This is a genomic window from Shewanella sp. MTB7, assembly GCF_027571385.1.
Taxonomy (GTDB): Bacteria; Pseudomonadota; Gammaproteobacteria; order Enterobacterales; family Shewanellaceae; genus Shewanella.
In genome coordinates, this window is the sequence record NZ_CP085636.1 from 1,600,271 (window position 1) to 1,625,157 (window position 24,887).

22 protein-coding genes are annotated in these 24,887 nt (G+C 43.7%); 10 read left to right on the plus strand and 12 right to left on the minus strand.

All coding sequences use genetic code 11. The features are described from left to right. The first annotated feature begins 68 nt into the window (after window positions 1-68). The 4 genes from HWQ47_RS06690 (at window position 69) to HWQ47_RS06705 (ending at window position 3,937) form a co-directional block, all read left to right on the plus strand. Complete coding sequence (locus HWQ47_RS06690; protein WP_269970398.1) at window positions 69-701, plus strand: cytochrome P460 family protein; 633 nt, start codon at window positions 69-71, stop codon at window positions 699-701. Continuing rightward, on the plus strand, window positions 701-1,252 hold the full coding sequence (locus HWQ47_RS06695) for a cytochrome P460 family protein (RefSeq protein ID WP_269970399.1): 552 nt from the start codon (window positions 701-703) through the stop codon (window positions 1,250-1,252). Before HWQ47_RS06690 ends, HWQ47_RS06695 begins: the two co-directional genes overlap by 1 nt. 390 nt (window positions 1,253-1,642) lie before the next feature. Beyond that, window positions 1,643-2,176, plus strand: a complete 534-nt coding sequence (locus HWQ47_RS06700) for an HdeD family acid-resistance protein (protein ID WP_269970400.1) — start codon at window positions 1,643-1,645, stop codon at window positions 2,174-2,176. 420 nt (window positions 2,177-2,596) lie between these two features. Then, window positions 2,597-3,937: a hemolysin family protein gene (locus HWQ47_RS06705; RefSeq protein ID WP_269970401.1), complete on the plus strand. Its 1,341-nt coding sequence runs from the start codon at window positions 2,597-2,599 to the stop codon at window positions 3,935-3,937. 176 nt (window positions 3,938-4,113) lie between these two features. Here HWQ47_RS06705 and pepA read toward each other — a convergent pair whose 3' ends face one another. Beyond that, window positions 4,114-5,622, minus strand: a complete 1,509-nt coding sequence (gene pepA, locus HWQ47_RS06710; RefSeq protein ID WP_269970402.1) for a leucyl aminopeptidase — start codon at window positions 5,620-5,622, stop codon at window positions 4,114-4,116. Between the two features lie 222 nt (window positions 5,623-5,844). Here pepA and lptF point away from each other — a divergent pair, with 222 nt between their 5' ends. Both lptF and lptG read left to right on the plus strand, forming a co-directional pair. Beyond that, window positions 5,845-6,957, plus strand: a complete 1,113-nt coding sequence (gene lptF / locus HWQ47_RS06715; protein WP_269970403.1) for an LPS export ABC transporter permease LptF — start codon at window positions 5,845-5,847, stop codon at window positions 6,955-6,957. Continuing rightward, window positions 6,954-8,012 (plus strand): LPS export ABC transporter permease LptG, encoded by a 1,059-nt coding sequence (gene lptG / locus HWQ47_RS06720; RefSeq protein ID WP_269970404.1) that lies wholly within the window; start codon window positions 6,954-6,956, stop codon window positions 8,010-8,012. Before lptF ends, lptG begins: the two co-directional genes overlap by 4 nt. A 37-nt stretch (window positions 8,013-8,049) precedes the next feature. On the opposite strand, the gene HWQ47_RS06725 is transcribed toward lptG, so the two are convergent. The 5 genes from HWQ47_RS06725 to HWQ47_RS06745 form a co-directional block, all read right to left on the minus strand. After that, window positions 8,050-9,588 (minus strand): cytochrome-c peroxidase, encoded by a 1,539-nt coding sequence (locus HWQ47_RS06725; RefSeq protein WP_269970405.1) that lies wholly within the window; start codon window positions 9,586-9,588, stop codon window positions 8,050-8,052. A 192-nt stretch (window positions 9,589-9,780) separates the two neighbouring features. Continuing rightward, window positions 9,781-10,290, minus strand: a complete 510-nt coding sequence (locus tag HWQ47_RS06730) for an RDD family protein (RefSeq protein ID WP_269971679.1) — start codon at window positions 10,288-10,290, stop codon at window positions 9,781-9,783. A gap of 75 nt (window positions 10,291-10,365) precedes the next feature. Next, entirely contained in the window at window positions 10,366-10,623 is a 258-nt protein-coding gene (locus tag HWQ47_RS06735; RefSeq protein WP_269970406.1) for a DUF2960 domain-containing protein, read from the minus strand. 32 nt (window positions 10,624-10,655) lie between these two features. After that, on the minus strand, window positions 10,656-11,135 hold the full coding sequence (locus HWQ47_RS06740; protein ID WP_269970407.1) for a GNAT family N-acetyltransferase: 480 nt from the start codon (window positions 11,133-11,135) through the stop codon (window positions 10,656-10,658). Window positions 11,136-11,175: 40 nt separating this feature from the next. Beyond that, complete coding sequence (locus tag HWQ47_RS06745; protein ID WP_269970408.1) at window positions 11,176-12,666, minus strand: carboxypeptidase M32; 1,491 nt, start codon at window positions 12,664-12,666, stop codon at window positions 11,176-11,178. Window positions 12,667-12,885: 219 nt separating this feature from the next. On the opposite strand from HWQ47_RS06745, the gene HWQ47_RS06750 reads away from it, so the two are divergent. From HWQ47_RS06750 to HWQ47_RS06760, 3 genes are all read left to right on the plus strand, one after another. Beyond that, complete coding sequence (locus HWQ47_RS06750) at window positions 12,886-13,515, plus strand: OB-fold-containig protein (RefSeq protein ID WP_269970409.1); 630 nt, start codon at window positions 12,886-12,888, stop codon at window positions 13,513-13,515. A gap of 32 nt (window positions 13,516-13,547) precedes the next feature. After that, window positions 13,548-15,353, plus strand: a complete 1,806-nt coding sequence (locus HWQ47_RS06755; protein ID WP_269970410.1) for a flotillin family protein — start codon at window positions 13,548-13,550, stop codon at window positions 15,351-15,353. 235 nt (window positions 15,354-15,588) lie between these two features. Further along, complete coding sequence (locus HWQ47_RS06760) at window positions 15,589-17,070, plus strand: hypothetical protein (RefSeq protein ID WP_269970411.1); 1,482 nt, start codon at window positions 15,589-15,591, stop codon at window positions 17,068-17,070. A gap of 136 nt (window positions 17,071-17,206) precedes the next feature. On the opposite strand, the gene HWQ47_RS06765 is transcribed toward HWQ47_RS06760, so the two are convergent. From HWQ47_RS06765 to HWQ47_RS06790, 6 genes are all read right to left on the minus strand, one after another. Further along, window positions 17,207-17,620 carry a DUF5694 domain-containing protein gene (locus HWQ47_RS06765; RefSeq protein ID WP_269970412.1) on the minus strand — a complete coding sequence of 138 codons (414 nt, stop codon included), beginning with the start codon at window positions 17,618-17,620 and terminating at the stop codon, window positions 17,207-17,209. A gap of 340 nt (window positions 17,621-17,960) precedes the next feature. After that, complete coding sequence (locus HWQ47_RS06770; RefSeq protein ID WP_269970413.1) at window positions 17,961-18,086, minus strand: hypothetical protein; 126 nt, start codon at window positions 18,084-18,086, stop codon at window positions 17,961-17,963. Window positions 18,087-18,636: 550 nt separating this feature from the next. Then, window positions 18,637-19,269 carry a DUF2913 family protein gene (locus HWQ47_RS06775; RefSeq protein WP_269970414.1) on the minus strand — a complete coding sequence of 211 codons (633 nt, stop codon included), beginning with the start codon at window positions 19,267-19,269 and terminating at the stop codon, window positions 18,637-18,639. Between the two features lie 53 nt (window positions 19,270-19,322). Next, a complete protein-coding gene (locus HWQ47_RS06780; protein ID WP_269970415.1) occupies window positions 19,323-19,958 on the minus strand; it encodes a peroxiredoxin-like family protein in 636 nt (211 codons plus the stop codon). 157 nt (window positions 19,959-20,115) lie between these two features. Further along, a complete protein-coding gene (locus HWQ47_RS06785) occupies window positions 20,116-21,414 on the minus strand; it encodes a DEAD/DEAH box helicase (protein ID WP_269970416.1) in 1,299 nt (432 codons plus the stop codon). 190 nt (window positions 21,415-21,604) lie between these two features. Then, complete coding sequence (locus HWQ47_RS06790; RefSeq protein ID WP_269970417.1) at window positions 21,605-23,392, minus strand: aminopeptidase P family protein; 1,788 nt, start codon at window positions 23,390-23,392, stop codon at window positions 21,605-21,607. Between the two features lie 243 nt (window positions 23,393-23,635). Here HWQ47_RS06790 and HWQ47_RS06795 point away from each other — a divergent pair, with 243 nt between their 5' ends. Beyond that, window positions 23,636-24,832 (plus strand): MFS transporter, encoded by a 1,197-nt coding sequence (locus HWQ47_RS06795; RefSeq protein ID WP_269970418.1) that lies wholly within the window; start codon window positions 23,636-23,638, stop codon window positions 24,830-24,832. Window positions 24,833-24,887 lie beyond the last annotated feature (55 nt).

Below are 24,887 nucleotides of genomic sequence, written 5' to 3' on the forward strand. Positions count from 1 at the left end.
TACCTGAGTTTTTGGTTACTAGTCTATCATCTTGTTTGTAACTTATTCATAACAAGATTGGAGTAAAAATGAAAACATTTAAAACGTTACTGGTATTACTGATGACTTGTTTTCCTCTATTTTTTACAAGTTTAGTGCAGGCCGGACAAGCTTATGAGTTTAAAGATGGTGAACTTAAAAGACCTACGGGTTACCGAGAATGGATCTACGTGGGGACGCCAGTCACGCCAAATGAAATGAACAATGGTAAGGCGGCTTTTCCCGAACATCATAATGTGTACATCGATCCTAAGAGTTGGGAGCATTGGAAAAAGACCGGTACCTTCAGAGACGGAACCATATTAGTTAAGGAGCTTGTGAGTGTTGGTTCTAAGGCGGCGGTGAGCGGACAAGGTTATTTTCAAGGTGAGTACATTGGTTTAGAAGCCACGATTAAGAGTAAAGCTGATTTTCCCAATGAACCTGGTAATTGGGCCTATTTTAGCTTCTCGGGTAAGAAACATAAGACATTATCCAAAACAGCAAAAGCTTTCCCTGCAGCTTCATGTAATGGCTGTCATTTAGTGTCAGCTGCCGATGACTTTGTCTTCACACAATTCTATCCTGTATTAAGTGCGGGCAAAGGTACTGGAGAACAGGCTACCGGTGGCCACTTAACAAATTTAGAGAATAGCTATGTAGAGCCTAAGGGAGCGAAATAATGAAGAAGAAGGCTCTTATGTTTGGTGCTGTAGGGCTCTTGATGATGGGGTTATCCTCAATGTCTATTGCCCAGGGCACATTAGCTCCTAATGTGGATGAAAAAGGTAATATCAGCTTTCCGGCTGATTACCATAGCACTATGTTGCATTTAGGCTCATGGTTTGTCCCAACAGGTGGAGCGAGTGGTTTTCATCATGTTTATACCCAAAAAGAGAGCGTTGAGTATTTTCAACAGCATGGAGTCTTTCCTGATGGTGCCGTATTGGTAAAAGAGTTGCTTGTCTCCAAAGGAGGCGATTACACCACTGGTAATGGGGTACATTCGGCAACTGGAGAGTATAAGCAGTGGTTTGTGATGGTTAAAGATAGCCAAAACCGTTTTGTTGATAATCCTTTATGGGGGGAAGGCTGGGGCTGGGCGTTGTTTAAACCAAATGAGCAAGATAAAAATTTGGCTACAGACTATAAGACGGATTGCTTATCGTGCCACGTTCCTGCCAAAGACACAGATTGGATCTATACCCAGGCTTACCCCGCCTTAACTCAATGAACAGGCTTGTGTCTTGGTTGAAAATCCCGCTTTGAATCGTTTATGAAGTTGTCTCATAAGTGTAAATAGAGACTTAAAGGAGAGTTAATGAAGCCGAATTAATGAATATTTAACAGGGTATTCTATATGGGTTATTTATGGCTGCGGGTTGTTTATGCTATTATGCGTCCCTGATCCGACCTATTCCGCTGGGTTTGCTGCGAGTTTTGTGTGGTTTTCGCTAATGCAGGTAGGGCGCTTCCTAAGAAAATACACCTAGTACCAGTAGTAAGCCGAGCTTTAGCATGGACTTTTGGCAAACTTGCTTACGTGCAATAAACTCGACATTCATATTGGAATATTTTATTTAGGTGTCTCATTATTGAAAACAATTACTTAAGGAAAGCTGATATGAATTCGATATCTGATACCAAAAAACGTGTGTCACGTTGGAGCATGGGTTATGGAATTTTAGTTGTAATATTAGGCATGATAGCAATAGCCGCTCCTTATTTTGCCGGATTAAGCGTTAATGCTTTGATTTCGTTTTTGTTAATTTTTGCAGGAATAACTAAAACGGCGTTTGCATTTAAAGCCGACTCGTTTGGAAGTGGAACGTTACAGTTTTTATTTGGCGGTTTGACCATCATTTGTGGTGTTGGCTTAATTTTATTTCCAATGTTCGGACTCGCATCGATAACACTATTACTGATAAGTTATTTTTTTGTTGATGGATTTTTCACCGTTACCGCTTCTTGGGCAATGAAACCAATGAGTGGCTGGGGCTGGATGCTTATTAACGGATTAATAACGATATTTCTAGGTATCATAATTGCGAGCGATTGGCCGATATCTGGTGCATGGGCAATTGGTCTGTTATTGGGAGTGCGGCTTATGATGTCAGGATTTGCCATGCTGATGTTGGGACGAGTAAGCGTAGATTAATAACTCATATCACCACTGACAGTAGTTGGAATTTAAGGTGGCCATTCAGGCCACCTTTTTTGTGTATACAAGCCGATTAAATCTGTAGTAGGTTTGAATCTAGGTTGGCTAATTCGGTTCAATCCACTATAGCTAAAACCTCAATATCGGATTCATTACCATCAAGGTCGCAGGCTGGCTTTTCCCGTTAAAATCACGGGAGACTCATCAGTTTATTATACTGATTGGCATAAATGATCCAGCTTGTTTATTTATTTTGTGGTGAGTTAAATAATAAGCAGATATACTCCGCATCTCAGAATTACCCGTCAAATAATGATTAACTATAAGTCTTTGTAAATAAAGTTGTTTGTTTAAAGCGTTGGCTTCGTAAGTCAACGGGGAACTTCTCCCAGATAAGTCTATTTCTATAGGTGCTAAATGAGCTTCTTTGATAACGCTATGATTATCTTGTTCTTAATCGGGACAAGTTGTTTCTTCTCTATGTCGGAAATTGCCTTGGCGGCATCGCGTAAAATTCGCCTTAGACAGATGGTCTGTGATGGCGACAGTCGAGCCGAAAAAGTACTGCACCTGCAGGCTAACCCCGGTAATTTCTTCACCGTCGTCCAGATTGGTTTAAATGCTGTCGCCATTATGGGCGGTATTGTTGGTGAATCTGCTTTTACCCCCTATATTCATACATTTCTCACGCCATGGGTGAGTGAACCTTGGTTAGGAAAGTTGAGTTTCTTTCTATCTTTCGCGTTAGTGACCAGTTTATTTATCTTGCTGGCAGATCTTATGCCTAAACGCGTGGCGATGGCGGTTCCAGAAAAGGTTGCATTAGTCTTAGTTGGCCCCTTGATGATCAGCATTACTGTTTTCAAACCGCTAGTTTGGTTTTTTAATAGTTTAGCGAACCAGTTATTTCGCTTATTGCAAATTCAAACCTTACGTAATGATGCGGTAACCTCAGATGATATCTATGCAGTGATGGACGCAGGGGCTGAAGCCGGCGTCTTAGATAAAGATGAGCAGTTGATGATGGAGAAAGTGTTTGAGATGCAAACCATTCCTGTTACTGCCGCGATGACGGCTCGGGAAAGTTTGTCCTATTTTCTGTTACAAGACAGTGAGGAGGAGATTAAACGTAAAATTACAGAGGATCCTCATTCGAATTTTTTAGTCTGTGATGGACAACTCGATACAGTCAAAGGCATTGTAAATGCTAAGAAACTGCTTATATGTGTGTTAAACGGTCAGAGTATTAGTCTGAGAAACAATGAGCTGGTCGAGAGCTGCTTTATTATTCCTGATACCTTGAGTTTGTCTGAGTCGATGGAGTATTTTAAAAATAGTCGTGCCGATTTTGCTGCAGTGATAAATGAGTACTCCTTGGTTGTGGGGATTGTAACAGCGAAAGATCTTCAAGATGCGGTGATGGGCGCTTGGTCACTGCCGGAATGTGAGGAGCAGATCATCGCTCGTGATAATAACTCTTGGCTAATGGATGGTGTTACGCCGATAACCGATGTGATGCGTGCGCTAGACATTGATGAGTTCCCTCAGAATCATAACTATGAAACCATTGCTGGTTTCATGATGTTTAAACTGAGAAAAATCCCAAAGTGTACCGACTCAGTCAATTTTGCAGGCTTTAAATTTGAAGTCGTTGACGTGGATGCCTACAAGGTTGATCAGCTGTTGGTAACCCGGCTCGATAATATCAATACGGATGTGGTTGAAGTGAAGTTGGTTCCTGAGCCTCAAATTAATTGAGATAAATAAAAAAGGTGAAGCATCTGCTTCACTTTTTTGTGTCAGGAACACTTATGTAAATTTACCATGGATGGATATAAATTTACTTTGTATCTGGCTATAAACGTTCTCTACATTTAAAGGCGTTTCCTTCGCCCTTGGAGGTCAGAACATTTATGTCACAGTTTTACTTATGCTTAATCGCCTTGAACTACGCCAGCTCGGTTGATTAAGAACTGCGTAAGCAAAGGTACTGGGCGACCAGTAGAGCCTTTATTTGCACCACTGTTCCAAGCCGTACCTGCCACATCTAAGTGGGCCCAATTGTACTTCTTGGTAAAGCGAGAAAGGAAACACGCTGCTGTAATAGAGCCTGCAGCACGACCACCTAAGTTAGTCATATCGGCAAATGGGCTCTCTAAATGCTCCTGGTATTCATCCCATAATGGCATACGCCATGCACGGTCACCACTTTGCTCACCGGCATTTAATAGCTCGTGTGCCAGTGGGTTATGACCAGAGAATAGACCTGATGCGTGTTTACCCAGTGCAACGACGCAGGCGCCAGTTAGCGTGGCTGTATCGATAACTAATTCAGGGTCGTAGCGCTCAACGTAGGTTAATACATCACACAATACCAAGCGACCTTCTGCATCTGTGTTTAACACTTCAACAGTTTGGCCTGACATAGTCGTGAGAATATCACCTGGGCGATAAGCGTTACTTGATGGCATGTTTTCACAGCCAGCAAGTATACCAATCACATTGATAGACAGCTTCATTTGACACAATGCCTTCATTGCACCAATCACACCGGCAGCTCCACCCATGTCGTATTTCATCTCATCCATGGCTTCGCCAGGCTTAAGTGAAATACCACCAGAGTCAAACGTTAGGCCCTTACCGACGAGTACAATTGGTTTCTCAGTGTTGTCGACTGCGCCCTTGTACTCCATGATGGTCATGATGGATTCGTTATCGCTACCACGACCTACGGCTAAGTATGCATTCATGCCCAATTTAGCCATCTGTTCTTCACCAAGGGTCGTGACCGTTAGTTCTTCACATACTTCGCCAATTTGACGTGCTTGTGAGGCAAGATAGGCAGGGTTACAGATATTAGGGGGCATGTTAGCCACGTCGCGGCACAACTTCATACCAGAAGAGACGGCCATACCATGCTCAATTGCGCGATCACCAACGGTTAATTCACGACGAGTTGGTACATTGAAAACCATTTTACGCAGGGGACGACGAGTCTCGTCTTTACTGGTTTTCAGTGCATCGAAACTATAAAGGCTGTTCTGTGTAGTCTCAACTGCTTCACGTACTTTCCAATAAGTATCGCGGCCTTTGACATGTAATTCTGTTAGAAAGCAAACCGCTTCCATAGAGCCTGTTTCATTAAGCGTCTTAATTGTTTTAGTGATGATCTGCTTGTATTGGCGTTCGTCTAACTCACGCTCTTTACCACAACCGACCAGTAATACACGCTCACTGAGCACGTTAGGCACATGATGCAAGAGAAGCATCTGACCTGGCTTTCCTTCTAAATCACCACGACGAAGTAAGTTACTGATGTAGCCTTCACTTATTTTATCAAGCTGTTCAGCAATACCTGATAGACGCCTTGGTTCATAGACGCCAACTACTATACAAGCCGAGCGTTGCTTCTCTGGACTGCCGCTCTTAACGCTAAACTCCATGAGCTCTCCTAGATTCTTAAAGACAAATATTATTATTTATTAGATAATGTCTGCTTGTGCCCAAAAGCGGGCCTGAAATTGGTACACCAATAGTTTGTTTTTTAGGTGTTTCCCTGCCATTTTTAGTTCATGGCTGGTCACAAAACTACCAAAAGTAGACAGTCTACATGAAAGTGTGACTGACACCAGCATAATTATAAGTTTAGAGACTGGATCCTGCCTGTGATTGTATTTAGATACCTGATTCGTGAAGTTTTTAAGGCACAAATTGCAGTACTTTTCGTGTTATTAGCTATTTTTATTAGCCAACATTTTGTTCGTGTACTTGCTAATGCATCGGACGGCGATTTTCCAGCTTCATTAGTGCTAACGCTGTTAGGACTCAACTTACCCTACCTCGCTGTTTTAGTGCTTCCTTTAAGCCTCTTTCTTGGTATTTTAATGGCTCATGGCCGTATGTATGCCGAAAGCGAGATGGTGGTTTTACACAGTGTAGGGGTCAGTGAGTGGTACATTACCCGCGTTACATTATTGTTAGCTGTGCTCAATATGCTGATCACGGGTATCCTATCCGTTTACGTTACCCCTTGGGCTGAAGAGAGGCAAAATCAGGTATTGGAACATGCCCAATCTGAAGCGGGTTTAGCTGCCATCACCCAAGGCCGTTTTCAGACCAGCCCCAATGGCAGAGCCGTTCTTTTTGTCGAGCGGATTGGTAGAGATAATCAACTCGATAAAGTCTTTGTTGCCCAGTTACCCGATCCTGATGCTGAATTTGGACAGAGTAATATCGTGCTCGCTCAGGGAGGTAAGGTCATCGAAGATGCTACGGGCGGTCAACGTTTGCAACTCCATGATGGAGTGCAGTATCAAGTGACACCTAAGCAAGTCGATTTTCAGGTGATCGAGTTTGGGGGTTATCAAATGCAGATCAAAGAGCAGGAGGTGAATGAGCGTCGTCGCAAGCTCTCTGCACTTCCAATTAAAGAGTTAATGGCGCTAGACAGCCCTGAGAGTAATGCGGAATTTCATTGGCGTCTGGCTATCCCTATTTCTATCCTCATGTTGACCTTAATTGCAGTGCCTATGTCTCGAGTTAACGTTCGACAAGGCAAGTTTGCCAAGATGTTCCCGGCTATTTTACTCTACCTTGGTTATTTTGGCCTGATGATCGCGGGAAGAAAAGCCTTAGAAGATGGAGTGATACCAGGTTATCTGGGCATGTGGTGGATCCACCTTTCAGTCTTGTTCCTCGGGGTTCTACTACTTGGTAAAGAACGGCCGTCGGGCATTAAGTTAACTGGCTTGTTTAAGCGTAAGAAGGTGGCAGCATGAGAATTTTAGATCTCTATATTGCCCGCACTCTGGTGAGTACCTCTGCGCTGTGTTTACTTATTCTTACTGGTTTATCTGGCATTATTAAATGGGTGGATCAGTTACGTCTTGTGGGCCGCGGTTCTTATAGCATGATAGATGCTGGCATCTATGTATTGTTTTTGATCCCACGGGATATTGAGATGTTTTTCCCTATGGCTGTGCTATTGGGCGCCTTGATCGGCATGGGAATGTTGGCATCGAACTCTGAGCTAGTCGTGATGCAGAGCGCTGGGTTATCACGATTTCAAATCACGCTTTCAGCGATGAAGACCGCGGTTCCCTTGATGCTGATTATTATGGCGCTAGGTGAGTGGGGAGCCCCCGTTGCTGAACAGAGGGCTAATGAACTACAAGCAACCAAAATATCAGGCGGTAGTCTGATCAAGTCCAGTCGTGGGATCTGGGCCAAAGATGGTGATCTGTTCGTTAATATTGGTGAAGTTGAGGATATAAATAATCTTCGTAATATCACCTTGTATGAGTTTAATTCAGATCTCGCTTTGACCCGTACCATTCATGCCGAGCGGGGCATATTCTCTAATGACCATTGGCGTTTACTCGATGTCAGACAAACGGATCTGACTGAAGATAAGGTGACCTTAACAGACTTGACCCTGTATCGCTGGGATTCGACTTTAACGCCGGATAAGCTGAGCGTGGTATCGGTTAAACCTGAATCCTTGTCTATACAAGGTTTGATGGGCTATTTAGATTACCTAAAGCTGAATAATCAGGACTCGGCCCGTTATGAATTGGCGTTATGGCGCAAATTTATGCAACCGGTTACTGTTGCTGTGATGATGCTGGTGGCACTGTCATTTGTTTTTGGTCCCCTCAGAACCGTCACAATGGGTGCCCGTGTGCTGTTAGGTGTGATTGCTGGTTTTAGTTTCTATATAAGTAGTGAGATATTTGGTCCATTGACCTTAGTTTATGGATTACCCGCGTACGTGGGAGCCATGATGCCAGCACTGATATTTGGTATCGGTGCTATCTATTTTATTCGAAAATAGGATTAAGTTCCTAGGTTCTAGTATCTAGGAGTTTGCTTTATCTGATAAAGGGATCACTGAATTTCTCATCATTTAAAAACTCTTCATCGGTTAAAGTACTCAGAAAGGCAATTAAGTCTGTCTGTTCTTGTGGCGTAAAGTTATAACGCACAGGTGCACCATTTTGATCTTTCAATAGTTGTTGCAAAGTTGGGTGAGGCTTTATACCGCTGCTGTAGTGTTCAATAGTTTCCTCTAAACTGGCAAAGCGACCATCGTGCATATAGGGTGGACGCACGGCAATGTTCCTCAAGGAGGGCACTTTAAATTTCCCTGTGTGACCATTTATACCCGTCGACTCAAATACTCCTAAATCATCATCAGAGCTCTCATCTAAACCATTATTACTCGCAATGGTGGTTGCATTAGAATCCGGTGCGATAAGCGGGCCGACAAAGGCTTCTGAGCTGTGACAACTTGAACAGGGCGGGATGCCATTTCTGAAGGTCATAAACAGACGTTTTCCATCATTCTCTTCAGGGGTAAAGTTGGGAAATGCCTGTAATGGATCATTGACTGCAGCGCGGCCCTGATCATATTTGGCATCTATGTTAACCATGGCTCTGACAAATTGGGCTAACGCCATTGCTATACGTTCACTGTTAATCAGGGCATCACCAAATGCATCGCTAAAGAGCTGTGGATAGTAGGGTTGGGCTGATACATTGGCGACCAGCTCCGCTAAGCTCAATCCCATCTCTACTTCATCTTGAATAGGGGTTAATACTTGAACTTCCAGCGAGCTTGCTCTCTCATCCCAAAAGAACTTGCCACTCTGATAAAAACGAGCATTGGCCAACCCCATGGAATGCCGACGCGTTTCGCCACCATCAAAGCCAATACTTAATGCTCTTGAGTCAGAGAACCCTAACTCTTGAACATGGCAAGAAGCACAAGAAACAGTGTCATTGGCACTTAGTTTAGTATCATAAAAAAGGGCTCTACCAAGCGTGGCGCCAGCATTAGTCATTAAGTTATTTGCAGGTGTGTTATCACTTTCAATTGCTGCACTCTGAAACTGAAAATTCACAGGAAACGCATTTTGAAGATAATGTTGTGGAAGGGGGATATCGGCATAGTTAAAAGGAACTTCCGGCAGTAGCAATGAAACTGTGGTAAGCGCAGGTATCAGGGTGACGTTTATATCTTGTGAGACAATCTCGATCCCGTCACTGAGTGACACAGTGATGGACTCTAGTTGTTCTACTTGGATATTGGTCGCGGTTAACGTGAGTTCATTATTGCCGTAATTGCTACTAATAAGTGTGCTTGTTGAAATACTGATAGTGAGGTTGTCATCATCAGGATCACTGGCTGAAACCACAATAATAACCGAGCTGTTGGCTTCTAGCGAAACGACTCGGGTCGATAAGGTAAGCGTTGGAGGAGTATTTGTTGAAGGTGTATCCGGCGTTTCAGGAGTGTTGCTCACGGGAACTTCATTATCTGAGCCACAAGCAGAAATCAATAGTGCGCCAATTAAGAGCAATATGCTGTTTCTCTGGTTCCCCAATGCTGGAAATGAAGTCTCACCCATTAGTTTTCTCCTCAACAAAATAGTAACTGTTCAACTATAGGTCAGGGAAAGGTAAACGTATCTCAGGCTAGTGTAAACAAGTGCAAAATAATGAGGTGTTAAATTAAAAAGTTACGAGTCACGGGCTGTTTCTCGTTCGATTCTCGCAACTTTCTTTGCTCTGTCTTTAACTTGCGACTCGAAGCTTTGAATTTACACTCCGTGCCAGTTGCGCATCTGATTCGCTTCTTTAGAGAGGACAACGATCTCAGAGCTAGTCATCATATCTTGCAGTGCTAACTTATCACCGTTGATCAAGATCCACAGATTGCCTATGCCAAGCAGTGACCAGATTAATCTTGCTGATGCAGTGATAAAACTCAGGTTTTGACCGTTAGGGTGTTGCACTTTGAGTCGCCATGCTCTCATGCCTAAGGTTTGCCCACCATAGCTCCAAAAAGCAACATAAAACAGACCCACACAGAGGGCGATCCAAAACTGGTATATCCCTTTGTATAGTGGTGTTTGATTGAGTAGATCTGACACTAGCTCAGTGCTACCCATGTTGATAACCCCAGAAGAAATTAGCGCTGTAAAAACAGCAAATCCGATAGCCCCTGCAATCATATAAACTGCTACTGCTAGCAAGAGATCATAGATGATGGCACCGCAGCGGCGAAAGAAACCGGCACGAGGAAAATTAGCATGCTCACTATTGGGCATTGAACTCTCTTTCATTGTTACTCTCTTTAGTCTGAGGACTTGGTAGGGCTAGAACCTGATCAACTAACCCTGATTTTATGACTTTGCTTTAGGTTCGTCTTTAATGTAATAAATGTCGCTAAACCCCATTTTAGCAAACTCTTTATCTCTGAAATCACGAGCCGCAGATGTACCTTTTGATGAAGTCACAACCTGCTGCTCCATCATATGATAGCGGGTGAGGTCTATCCCTTCGGCTGCAGCAACAGCTTCATGAATATTGTTAAATTTGTCATAGGCAAAGTTTATTTCTCTTGCCTGTTTTTTGTATTTATAGGTAATTCTACGAGCCATAATTTTCTCTAACTAATTGATTGTTAATATATCTAAATGTTCAATACCATATAACAGGCATCAGGGGGATAGCTCTCAAGACTCTTATCTATTTCTTGAGTGATAAAACCTTGTTTACGCCAATAACCATCAGCGCCTTGTACCGCGACCAGTGAAACAGTAGTCAGTGAGGCATCTGTAGCACTCTGCACTAACTTGTCGAAGGCCAACTTACCCGCTCCTTTTCCCTGAACTTTGGCCGACAGGGCTATGTCATGCAGATATAAGGTGTCTGGGTGAGCCAGTGCGTCAACCGCTTGTTCTAGTGTGGGCGGAGTGCCTAGTTGCCAAGGGTGAGCTAGGCAGTAACCAACGGGCTGATTATCATGTTCAATCACAAAACATGTTTGAGGTGACAGTTGCCATTTACTTTGCAATACACCGAGAGACTCGGGGACGATTTGGGGATAACACTCCTGTTGGATATCAAGAATGGCTTCCCAGTCGTCAGGTGTTATACCTCGTAGTTGCATGAAATTCCTCAGACCTTGCAAACAAATGCTATATAGTACTTTATTTAAGGTACCTTTGCTCTAGGTGATGTTTGAAATATTGTGGATTTAAGGTTTCACCAGTGGCTTGCTTGACGAGATCATCGGTAGATAACAAGCAACCTTTTGACCAGATATTATGCTCAAGCCAATCAAACACCGCTTGTATATTGCCTTGTGCCACTATAGTGTCGATTGAGCCTAAGCTTTTCTCGATAGCGTAACGAAATTGTGCTGCGTACATGGCACCTAAAGTATAACTAGGGAAGTACCCTAGTTCACCGACAGCCCAGTGAATATCCTGCATACAGCCATTTTGGTAATTATCGGTGGTATCGACGCCGAGAAGACTCTTCATGTTTTCAGCCCAAAAGTTGGGCAGGTCGGCAACCTGTAAACTGCCATCTACTAATGCTTTTTCTGCTTCAAATCGCAATAAGATATGACAAGGATACGTCACCTCATCGGCGTCGACTCGGATAAAGCCGGGTTTGACACGAGTGTAGATATTGGTCAGTGCGTTTGCATCTAGGGCTGAACCTAGGTGTCGAGTAATAAGGGGCTGGATCTGGGTTAGGAACCCTTTGCCGCGACCGAGTTGCATTTCACAGAATAAGCTTTGGCTCTCATGGATTGCCATGGATCTGTGACTACCAACAGGCTGACCACGCCACTGTTTAGGTAATCCCTGCTCATATCTAGCATGACCAGTTTCATGGACGATGCCCATTAAACCTTGGGTAAAATCAGCTTCATCATAACGAGTGGTTAAGCGAATATCACCGGGGACGCCACCACAGAAAGGGTGACTACTGATATCCAGACGACCTTGGTTAAAGTCAAAACCCAGAAATCCCATGACATCTCGGCCTAATGCTTCTTGCTTAGTGGTCGAAAAGCAGGGAATAGGGAAAAGTGTCTCACTGACTTGCTCGGCTTGCACTTGGGTTATCAGCTCTGGTAGCCAGCTTTTTAAACTGCCAAATATCTCCTCTAAACGCGCGGTGGTCATTCCTGGTTCGAACTTGTTTAATAGCGAATCATAGGGGCTGAGGCCTTGAGCTTGGGCGCGGATCTGTGCCTCCTCTTTGACGAGTATGATTAACGCCTCTAGATTAGGCTTAAATCCTTGCCAGTCATTATTTTTACGTTGCACACGCCATGCATGTTCACATTGGTAGGCCAATTGAGTCTTAGACTGGACCAGTGATACGGGCACTATGTTGGCTTGCAAATACTGATATTGCATTTCTCTTAGATTGGCCACTTGTTCAGTATTTAGTTGCTCGTCAGCAGCAAGCCCTAGCATCTCCTCTAGAAAATCAGCGGTTTTAAGTTCATGTATATGGCCAGCAAGTTCTGCCATGGCGGCCCCTCTGGCTTCACTGCCACCACTGGGCATCATGGTGGCTTGGTCCCAGTCTCCTAGAGCGCTTAAGTGCTCAAAATGAGAGATTTTTTGAAAGTGTTGAGTGAGCTTTTGGTAATGAATACTTGCGTTGGAATGGGTCATATAAACTCAAAATCAGATCATCTGTTCATCTATGGTACTGACTTTTAATGCAATATAAAAATATAAAAATACAAAAAATAAGCATGATCTACATCGATAAATTAAGTTTTCAATTTGTTTTTCATTTGTTATAGTTTTGGGGGTTTGTCAAAGGTGAAAGTTTATTTTTTATCTTTGTTTTCAATAAAATGGATTGTTGTACTGTACATGGAGGCTACGATGGTTGAATTTTTATTCACCCAAGCAAATTTACCATTTTCTATCTCACTCTCATTTGTTCTCCTGTTGGGGATATTCGAAGCATTCTCCTTAGTTGTTGGCTATAGCTTAGTTGGTGCTCTGGATGAGTGGGCGCCTATTGATGTGGATTCCGATATTTCAACTAGCGGGTTTACCAGTGTGTCAGGTTGGTTGTGTCTCAATCGATTGCCTCTGCTTATCTGGTTTGTACTTGTATTAGTGAGTTTTTCATTAGCAGGGTATACAAGTAATTTTCTCTCTCTATTGCTGGTAAAGCAAACACTTCCTCAAATCGTCAGTCTGCCTATTGCGCTGATATTTACGGCTATATCCTGTCGATACTTGGGGGTATCACTTGCTAGAATCTTACCGAAGAATGAGAGCAGTGCCGTGTCTATCGATACTCTACAGGGCTGTATTGCTACTGTGACTTTAGGTTGTGCGATTAAAGGAAACCCAAGTGAGGCCCTAGTGAGAGATAAATATCAGCAGCGACATTATGTACTGGTTGAACCTGAGATTACTGGTGTCGAGTTTCGTACCGGTACTCAAGTCGTGCTACTTAAGCGTGATGGTACCGTTTGGTCTGCTGCTAAATTCAATTCTTAATTCAAAAAATAGTTAAATTTTAAGGGATAAAAATGGATCAAATTCAAGATATAGGCTCAACCTTGGGCGCTAGCTTTGTGTTTATTGTGGCTGGCTCAACGTTATTGGGCTTATTCGTGATCGGGCTTATCTTTGCCAAGTTATATCAACGAGCGTCGAAAGAAACGGCATTTGTTAGAACAGGTTTTGGTGGAGAGAAGATCGTTAAAGATGGTGGTGCGATTGTGTTGCCAGTATTGCATGAAACGATTGCTGTAAACATGAATACTCTGCGTATTGAAGTGGAGAAGATGCAAAAAGATGCGCTGATCACTAAAGACAGAATGCGTGTGGATGTGAGAGCTGATTTCTATCTTAGAGTGGCACCGAGCGCCGACGGGATCTCGATGGCTGCACAGACTTTGGGGTCGCGTACCACTCGCGTTGAAGAAGTTAAGAAACTGATGGAATCAAAGTTTGTCGACGTACTACGCGCCGTTGCAGCAGAGATGACCATGACAGAGATGCATGAGCAAAGGTCTGATTTTGTACAGCGGGTACAAAATAATGTGGCTAATGATCTCGAGAAAAACGGTTTGGAGTTGGAGTCGGTATCACTGACAGGCTTTGATCAAACCGATCTTCAATATTTTAATGAAAACAATGCGTTTGATGCCGAAGGTCGTGCTCGTCTGGCTAAAATTATCGAAGAGAAACGTAAGGAAACCAATGATATTCAACAGGAAAACCGCATAAAAATTGAGATGCGAAATCTTGAGGCTGAAAAAGAGTCGCTTGATATAGAGCAAGCCGAGCAGGAAGCCAAGCTTATTCAACAGCAGGCGCTAGAGTTTAAACGTGCTGAGCAAAAAGCTGAGATTTTAAAGCAGCAGGAGCAGAAAACACGAGAAGAGCGTGAAGCTGAAATTACCAAAGAGCGTGCAATCGAAATAGCGGAAATTGAGAAAACCAAAGATATTGAAACCCGTGAAATTGAGAAGCGCAAAGCCATTGAGCAGTCTCGCATTCAACAACAAAGAGATATCGAAGTTGCTGAGCAGGATAAGCAGATCGCAGTAGCACAGAAATCAGAAGAGGAGTCAGCTGCACGAGCCAAGGCTGCAGAAGCTGAAAAGTTAAAAGTAGAGAAAGAGGAAGCGGTTATTACCACGCGTCAAGTTGCTGTGGCAAATCGTAGTAAAGAGATTGAAGTGATTGATGCCCGCAAAGAAGCGGAACGTGAAGCCGTAGGTATCACGGTTCAGGCAGAAGCAGAGAAACGCGCCGCAGAAGATAGATCTAGCGCGATACTTATCGAAGCTAAAGCGGCGGCAGATGCGAAGATGTTGCAAGCCGCAGCAGATGAAAAAGTCTTTGCTGTTGATGCTGCAGGTAAGCAAGCCCTGTATGAAGCTGAAAACGTGCTGAGTAGTGAGCAGATTGAATTACGCCGTGCATTGGCCACGATAGCCGCGCTACCTGAAGTGATTAAGCAATCGGTTAAGCCCCTTGAGAACATTGAAGGGATTAAGATATTGCAAGGTTATGGTGCTGCTGGTAATGGGACGTCTCAGGGCGGCGATCAAGCTCAATCAGGCCAAGGTGGAATCGCTGAGCAGGTTACCACTGCTGCACTTAACTATCGTGCTAACGCCCCAGTGGTCGATGCCATGTTGCGTGAATTAGGCTTAGTGGATGCACAGAAGGGCGGCTTAAATGATCTGTTAACGGGCAATAACTCATTTGCTACTGATGCGACATCCTTGTTAGACCCAGACAAACTCAAGCTTAATGGTCATGGACCTTTACTTGGTGATGTAGAAGGGCTTGAGAAGAAAGTGAGTCCAAATTTGAATTAAAGAATTTGGATTGAGTTTTAGTGAATTTGAAAAGCGCCTAAGGGCGCTTTTCTTGTGTCCAAAATGCAGTGGTTCTAGACTGCTGAGTCATAATTGCTAAGGATATTTAAAAATCAGCGGCTTAAGTTTAGGTTTTCATCGCTCTTTAAGTGGATGTAATGGTGTGTAATACCTCTCCCTATAAGCTTGGAATATAGTCGTAAATACAGGATTGAGATAATAATTAAAGGAACTAATGATGAGAGTTACAGCAATCGCTGCGTTAGTATCAGTTGTGTTTTGTGCTTCATGTTCGAATGAATCTTCAGATAGTCATGAATATGTGCCTTTTCCACCTGGGTTTGGCTATATGGAGAGATTAGGTGAGTTACAAAAAGCGACCGATGAGGGCGATGATACTGTCATTCGTGATCACGCATGGAAAATGTGGGTGGGTATCATGCAACCAGATAGCATTACTGGCTGGCCATTATGGTATAGTTGGGGAAATACTACCGAAGTCTTTTCTGCATCCTCTACAGATCCAAGCGTCAAACCAGCTAAACCTCTTGTCACTAAATCACTTCGGGATCATAACCTTAGTAACACCCCTAGCGTGAGCACGCAAGCCCCCATCTATTGTCTTCATGATGAAGTTAAGCTCATGTATCCAAACACAATATCATTGGGGTTATATGATCAACCAACTATTGGCGATGGTAAAAACTTTCAAAATAATGGCGATATTATGATTGCCACAGAATCACTCAGTAAAGAAGCCTATGCCAGTATCCGTGATCAAAAACTGTATTTACAATCCACATTGGATGAAAAGTACAAAGATAAACAAGACGTTGATATTGCTCAACGCTCGATTGTTACTAAACACATGTATTGGCCAGTGAAAGCAAAAGGATTAACGGCGTTACCCGTTTGGAAAAACCAAATTAAGCCCAGCAATCCAAACTACGCTGGCTATGAAATCTGGGATAGTCTCGTCGCCATAGATCCATCAGGGGAAAAAGTGGGCCAAACAGCGGATGTGGAGTTCTTGTATGGCGTAAGGAAGTATCAAAAAGATTGGTATTGCTCATCAGGGAGTAGCACTACAAAAGAGCAGCCCACCATGATGCCAACGGTGAGTAAGAGTGCCACGGTTTATAGTCTTAACGACTTCTATTTTCATCAAGTTACCGAAGCCGACTGGGCCAGCTTTAATGATAAAGACAAAGCCATTATTACCGCTTCAAGCTATTGGGCGAATAACCAGCCATTTAATGTGGGCGACTATTTAGTCACGGTCGCCATGCATGTAAATACCAAAGAACTCCCAAGCTGGACGTTGCAAAGTGTGTGGTGGGCTGATGATGAAGAGATTAGTCGGCCCAATAATCCCTATGGTAAAAACCGTCCGGTACTGCCTCATGCACAAGGACCTTGGCAGCATTATTTGATGACGGATTCTTATGCGGTACCGCCAAACGATGAAGGGAAGATGGATATTGCGGTTAACCCTTACATCGAAGGGGTAAGTCATCCAGTTGCGACCAGTTGCCGAAATTGTCACATTCGAGCGGGTTGGCCTACGGCTGCGGATAATAGCGCGGGAACCGCCAGCTACCAAAATCCAGATTGTCCGAAGTTATTAGGCTATCTCACACCAGAAACGGCGTGCCTTAAACCGTTAAGTCGTTCAGATTATCTGTGGATTTTACCTGACCGTGCAATCGATCATTAAATTGTTAGTCAATCTCATATTGGACAAGAGTTAATTTGGTAAAACTAGCAGGGATGGCTTATCAGTCCCTGCTATCGGTTATCATAGCTGAGGATTAGTATTATCGATGTGAGTCAAATCGTTGCTACCACTAGCTTTATTCAGAAGAAAACTCAGAAAATTGAACAAGATTTACGCCTATCATGTTTGATAAATACTGCTCTAAAAAAACCTTATGGGTTGAACCTACAACAATCACTATTCTTTCGCCAGTATGCTTGGCTACAACTCTCATGATGTTCGAGACCATATTAAGGTTTCTAATTTCCCATAACGCGATTCTCGCTAAGCCAGCTTTTGGAGCTAAATCTTTATCAACAAATTGAACCCAATCTAGATGAATGACATCTGCATTATATTCTTCACTATTTAGCCATAGAAAAACGGGTAACCAATCACCCGTTTGTAGTGCTTGGTCTCTCAATGTATTTGGTTTAGTTATATATTCGCTGTTAAGCAGTTCTTTTGCATATTGAGATTTCTCATATGACGGCATCAATTTTTCAACCATACCTTGATAGATATCCTTATCTAAGTGATCGTCAATAGGGTAAATGCGGTTGAGATTTACAAAGCTGTCGCTATTGTGACTCTCTCATTATTACTCGACATACGCTGGTTGAGGTGCTCTTGTAACTCGGATGACAAAGCACTTGTTGATGAATTTTTTCTAGTCACCTTCATCCCGACAGAGTATATCAATGGTTGATTTAAAGTCTGATAAGCGATGATATTATCTGTTTAAAAGAGAATAGTATCATAGTGTCGCTGTGACCTTTTTTAGAAATAAAAAATGCCAACAAGCTTAAGCTTACTGGCATTTATGTAGTGCAGACTTTTATTCATGAACGCTACTCTTGTCTACGGACACCCTGCAGACTATTTATAATGAGTCCCATAGCAACAACTAAAAACGGAACACCGGCGATACTCATCAGCACTGAAATAAGGGCTGGCACATTCTTTACAAACTCCATGGGGAAACCTTGTTCATTAGATAGCTCATTAGGTACCAAGAGAATAAGATTGCATGCCGATCAGTTTTAGAGTTTGATTTTTATCACAAAAATAACTGCTTAAAATAAAATTAATCTTAGCGAGGTAGAAAGTTAATCTAAGCCTCCAAAATACCAGTTACCCAACACGGCTCAATTGTGAGTGACAATTAAGAACTCCATCTCTTTTCCGTGGACGCAGCACAATAACGTCCCTGTATCTCGCTCATAAGTTTATGGCTTCGCCATGTTCATCGTGGTGAGATATATTTCGGATCTTTAAATATGCAATCAAATTAAGGCTATTCACCACGGAGAACACCGAGAATCACGGAGAAAAGCAGAGAAACAATAAAATACAGCACCAATCGAAGAAAGGAGGAATAAGCACGCTGCAAGCGATAGATTAAAGCGAAGGTTCGACTTTCAAGCACTTCACGCAATCTCAACTCAGCCAGAAGCTCAAATTCAAACGAAGAAAATGTCATCAGCCTTCATTTGAAGGCCAAAAACTTTAGGAAGGGAGTATCTGTTAATCCAGTAACAACGCCAAAGCGGGTTGTCTATTGCCTGGAAAGACTTGATACGCGATATGGTGCTTAATCATACTGGACTTCTTATTGCCCTGGCTCACTAATAAGCCATGTTTTGCAGCGGCTTGTGCCAATAATTGCTCGCCAGCACGAACATACAATGTGATTGGTCTAATTATTTTGTGATCTTTAATTCTTGATTGATACTGGTCTACCGAGATGATCAGGCTGTTGCGACCATCACTGGCTAATTTAAGTTTAGTGTCTACTTCGGCATCGAGGATCACTAGCCAATCATTTTGTTCTAGGTCGGCCAACATCCCTTGTAAAGCATCCCCTAAGTGTTTCGAGCTCAGAACCGCGCTGTATTGAGTATCAATTCGCTTAAACAGTGATGGCAGCTGAGCGCCTGCGCCCATGCTTCTTGCAATACTGATCCAGTGAGTAAGATCATCGGCGACGAGTTTTGCAAAGCGACGCTCTTTTAATGCTTGAACCATCCAACTGCATAGAAAGTGGCTTTCAGTTGTGGTTGTATTAATCGCATTGGTATTCGCCGATCTCTGTTCGAGCGCAGCAAGCCCTGCTTGTACGAGTTCCAAAAGGGCTTGATTATAAGTTTGCTCTGTCATTGAATTTCTAAGTCAGTTCTATAAAGCGGGGATTATACCCGATAATAGTTACGCTACATAGGGACTAAACTCGCTGCTGTTTCTATTAATTCTGCGGCGGGTCGCACTCTAAAGTTAGGGTTCACATATTGGAAGTGAATAAGCCCTTTAGCATCACTGATATAGATAGCGGGAACGGGTAAAACCAAGCGTTTATCACCTTCTGGCGTAATGTTGAGCAAATTATCGAGCTTTAGCTTAGCTAAGTAACGCTTGGTGGTTTTTTCACTGGTGTAGTAAGCGAGACCAAAGGCTTGCATGGCATTAAGCTTGGTATCTGATAATAGTGTGTAGGCGAGGTCTTGATCTATCATCGAGGCTTTTAGTTTTTCAGGGCTGTCAGGGGAGATCCCAATAAGCTGAAATCCCATCTCGACTAATTTAGGTTCTATCTCTTTTAACTGACCCATTTGTGAATTACAAAATGGACACCAACCGCCACGGTAAAAGAAAATAATACTTGGTTTTCCTTGGGTTAAGGTTAATAGGTCGACAGTTTCACCAGCGAGGTTATTCACTTGAACCGAGGGTAAGGTTTGGCCATTCATTAGTGGCATGACATTGAGTTCATCACTGGCAATCGGTTTAGCTAAACTGGAAAAACTTAGGCTGCTCAAACAGAGCAATATGGTTAGTGTTTTGGTCAACATCTTGGTTTACTTCCTATTGAAATTGGTATGCTGAACAGACCGAGGAAGCTAAGATTTTGTTGCAGGTATTTACTTTGTAATTAACAGTCCCATACAAAAATGCCGCTCATTTGGGAGCGGCATTTTTGTTGCAGAAGGGCTGAGTTAGCTCATTGGCTTACTTAGACTTCTTAATCTTGGCGTTAGATGAATTTTTCACTTTTACGCGGCGACCTTGCATGTTGCGCTCAGCGATCACTTGCTCTGATACGTTATCTTGACGATTCTGTTTCTTGGCAAAACTACGGCGAGTCTGTAGATGTTTAATCAAGAGTTCACGACTGCCCACTTCATAGCCTGGGATGGTGATACGAGGTAATTTCTTACCGATAAGTTTCTCGATATCAGCTAAGGTACGTTCCTCTTCTCGGCTGACCAAAGAGATAGCGACACCTGACTTACCAGCACGGCCAGTACGGCCGATACGGTGAACATAATCTTCAGCTAGGAAAGGCAGATCATAGTTAACGACATATTCTAAATCTTGAATATCCAGACCACGAGCCGCCACTTCAGTTGCGACTAATACGCGTACTTTACCTTCTTTAAACTCACGCAGTGCACGACGACGGTTACCTTGGGCTTTTTCGCCATGAACCACAGATGAAGTTATTCCATCTAAGTTCAGCTCTTTAACCAGTTTGTCTGCTGCGTCACGAGTTGCAGTGAAAACCAGTACTTGCTGCCAGTTTTTCTTACCGATCAACTCAGAAACTAACTCACGCTTACGACGCTGCTCTACCGGATAAATCACTTGGCTGACCGTATCCGCGGTGGTGTTTTGTTTGTCGACGCAGATGAGCTTAGGTTTAACTAATAGGTCATTGGCTAACTTTTTAACCGATGCAGAGAAGGTGGCCGAGAACAACATCTTCTGGCTGCGCTTATTGACCGATTGCAGTATTTTTTGTATATCGGCAATAAAGCCCATATCTAACATACGGTCGGCTTCATCTAATACTAAAAAGTCGACGTTTGACAGGTTGAGGTTACATGCTTGGATATGCTCGAGTAAACGACCTGGCGTCGCGACGATAATATCGGCGCCACGTTTGATTTTTTGTGCTTGAGTCTCTAATTTTACCCCACCATAAATGGTTAAAACAGAAAGCTCCATGTACTTGCTGTAATCATTGATATTGTCGGCAATCTGGCTGGCTAGCTCACGTGTCGGAGTCAATATCAGCGCGCGAGTGCTAGAACGTTGGGTCTCACTTGGCTTGTCTATCATACTTTGTAAAATAGGTAAGGCAAATGCGGCGGTTTTACCCGTACCGGTTTGGGCACTTGCCAATACATCTTGGCCACGACGAATTGTCGGGATCGCTTCTTGCTGAACTGGCGTCATTTTCTGATAACCACATTCAGAGATAGCGCGCAAAATCTCGGGAGCAAAACTAAAAGATTCAAATCTCATCTTGGGTTTCCTGTAATAAACCAATTCATACGCCAGTGAACTTTGTCTGGAGTTACTGAAAATGCCATCAAAATGGCGGTGGCGGAGTATAGCAAGTTTATGAAGCGTTTAACAGCAATGCCTAAATAGCGTTATTCCGTAGATTTGTGGGCTTAGCGACCTTGATAAGGTCGCTTTTTATCTTGTTACTTTAGATAGCCTTAGTGGCGTTTTTTAACCAAGCCAATTCATCCCCTTGCATTAATGGTGACAGCTTGTTCAACACGAGTTGGTGATAATCGTTAAACCAGCTTATCTCTGCATCGGTTAGCAGGCTCTTTTCGATAAGGCGAGAATCCATGGGGATCATAGTAAGGGCGTCAAATTCAAATATCTCACGCTCAATGCCGGCGAGTGCTTCACAAGGGCGGACATACACCAGATTCTCCAGACGAATACCGAACTCATTGGCGCGGTAATAACCGGGTTCATTAGAGAGCACCATGCCTGGGAGTAGGGCGACATCATTGCTGTTTTTGGCGATACGTTGTGGACCTTCATGCACACTTAAAAAGTGGCCAACGCCGTGTCCGGTGCCATGGTCGTAATCGAAACCATGTTGCCACAGGAATTGGCGAGCAAAGCCGTCCAATTGCTGACCCGTTGTACCGCGAGGAAAACGTGCTTGATCCAATGCAATATGGCCTTTTAAGACTAAGGTCACCATCTTCTTCTGTTCATCACTGACCTGTCCGATGGCGATGGTGCGAGTGACATCAGTGGTACCATCAAGATATTGAGCCCCTGAGTCCACCAGATAGAGGCTGTTATTAGTCATTAACGCAGGAATGCCATTATTGTGGTTGTAATGACACATGGCGGCATTACCGCCTACCGCTGAGATCGTATCGAAACTGGGCTCACGGTATTGTGGATCGCTTAAACGGAATGTCTCCAGTTTATCGGCCAGCTGGCCTTCGTCATAAAAGTTACCTGCAGCTACTTCACCGTCAAGCCATGCAAGAAAACGAGAAACCGCCACGCCATCGCGGATATGACAGGCTTTGATGCCAGCGAGTTCACTGGGGTTTTTCTGTGCCTTGGTTAACGATACCGGATCGAAGCCAGCAACTAAGATAGCACCCGCTTGCTCGGCGGTAAGCTGAGACCAAGCGTTGGCAGAGTTTGGATCGGCCAGCAGTCTAACGCCGGAAAGCTCACTCAACGCCGACTGTAACTCCGCTTCGGCTCTGAAGCTAACTCCCTCTCCCACATGGGCTGCAATGCTTGCTGGCAGTTTATCCAGCTGAGTGAATAACACCATATCCCCGTTTGCATGAAGCAGGGCAGAGCCTAAAATAACAGGCAGGCGAGGTACATCATTGCCACGAATATTCAATAACCAGCAGAAGGAATCAAGGGAGGCGATAAGGGCCATATCTGCGCCAGATTTCGCCACTATCTTGCCTATCTCAAGGCGTTTCTGTTGGCTGGTTTTTCCTGCTCTTTTATCGTCAAATAATACAGCGGGTGCATTTGATATAGCAGGTCTGTGATGCCAATGCAGGTCGATAGGGTTATCGTTAACAGCGATAAGCTGCATCGATGCTTTAGTCAATGTTGAGAGCGCTTTTTTCTGCCAACTAAGAGGATGTAAACGCGGGTCATAACCAATACGAGCGCCGGCGGTTAAAGTGTCGGCTAACCATTGGATTTGCGGAGTCTCAGTCAGGCTTAAATATTGAAACAGCTCGCCATCGACCTGCAGCTTAACTTGTACCGTGTAGCGACCATCGGTAAAAATGACGGCACTGTCTTTTAGCACTATAACCATACCTGCAGAGCCCGTGAACTTGCTTATCCACTCTAGGCGCTCATTGCGCTGCGGTACGTATTCACCTAAATATTCGTCGGCGCGGGGGATGATAAAAGCGTCGAGTTTATCTTTTGCCATTTCATTGCGTACAGCATCGAGGCGTGAGGCTAATGTTTGTGTCATGGAAGCTCCGGTTAGCGTCGATAAAGCGAAAGTTGCAATGCTTATCGATTTTTTTGTTATAGGGTTCTTTGGGGTAATTATCGCAGCTCAAATCAGACGTGGGAAGTTGCAGCCCGATGATTTTTAGGCATTGATTGTGACTATGTGTAAATTTTGAAACATTTTACTTGTTACATTTTAGTGTGGATCAATTAGATTAGAGCATCCCTGCTCATGGTGATGTGGGGTTTACAGGAGTTTTAAATGCCATTTAATGTGTGGGTTTTGACCTTAGCTCAAGCTTTTGCAATGAGCGCAGCCCCCATGATGATGCTGCTCGGGGGCATTATTGGTATTGAACTGGCTCCAGAACCGGGTCTGGCAACACTGCCTATTACCGCAATGGTGATTGGGGTGGCGGTATCGGTATTGCCAGTGACGCAATTGATGCGGCGATTCGGTCGTAAGCCTATCTTCATCTCAGGTTCAATTCTGGCGGCAATAGCGGGAATTGTTGCCGCCTATGCCACTTATAACGGTAACTTCGTACTCTTTTGCATCAGTGGTGTCTTGCTTGGTACGGGCGGAGCTGTGGTGCAACAGTATCGTTTTGCGGCCATGGAGGCAGTGGAGCCCGCATTAGGCGCTAAGGCGACATCACGGGTCTTGCTCGGTGGCTTGGTTGCCGCATTTCTGGGGCCTGAATTGGCAGTTTTTGGCAGTGAGTTAGTTGATATTCCCTATGTGGGCGCTTTTATGTTTCTCACTTTTATCTGCATCTTAGCGGCTATCACCCTCTGTTTTTATCGGGAGCCCGTCAAGTTGAACCGGGTTCAAGAGGGGATGCTCAACAATGATGTTCGAACGTTTGGGGTTATCTTGAGCCAGCCTAAAATTTGGGTTGCCATTGCTGGTGGCATAATTGGCTTTGCTATGATGAGCTTTATCATGACGGCCACCCCTTTGCATATGCACCATAATGAGCACTACTCGTTAGCTGATACTAAGTGGGTCATTCAGAGTCATATTATTGCTATGTACCTTCCTTCTCTGTTTACCGGCTATTTTGTGGCTAAATGGGGAGTTAACAAAATGATGCTCGTCGGTCTGACAGCTTATCTGGTGACCATAGTCATTGCGCTGCTGGGCAGTGAACTGCTTAACTATTGGGCTGCTTTAGTATTGCTTGGTTTAGGCTGGAACTTACTGTTTGTGGGAGGTACAGTACTGCTACCTCAATGCTATCGCGAAGGAGAGGGATTTAAGGTACAGGCGTTAAATGACAGCTTAGTATTTGGCTCTCAGGCATTAGCATCATTAAGTGCAGGCTGGGTTATTCACCAATTAGGTTGGCAGTTACTGCTTAATATTTGTGTGCCTTTTATTGCACTGCAACTGCTACTAATGGCGTGGTGGCGTTTTAGTCAAAGTAGCCGAGTTAATGGGAAAGTGAGCGAGTAAGTTTATCGCCGCTATTTAACCTCTGTTCATTATAATTAAGGCAGCGTTTCAATTT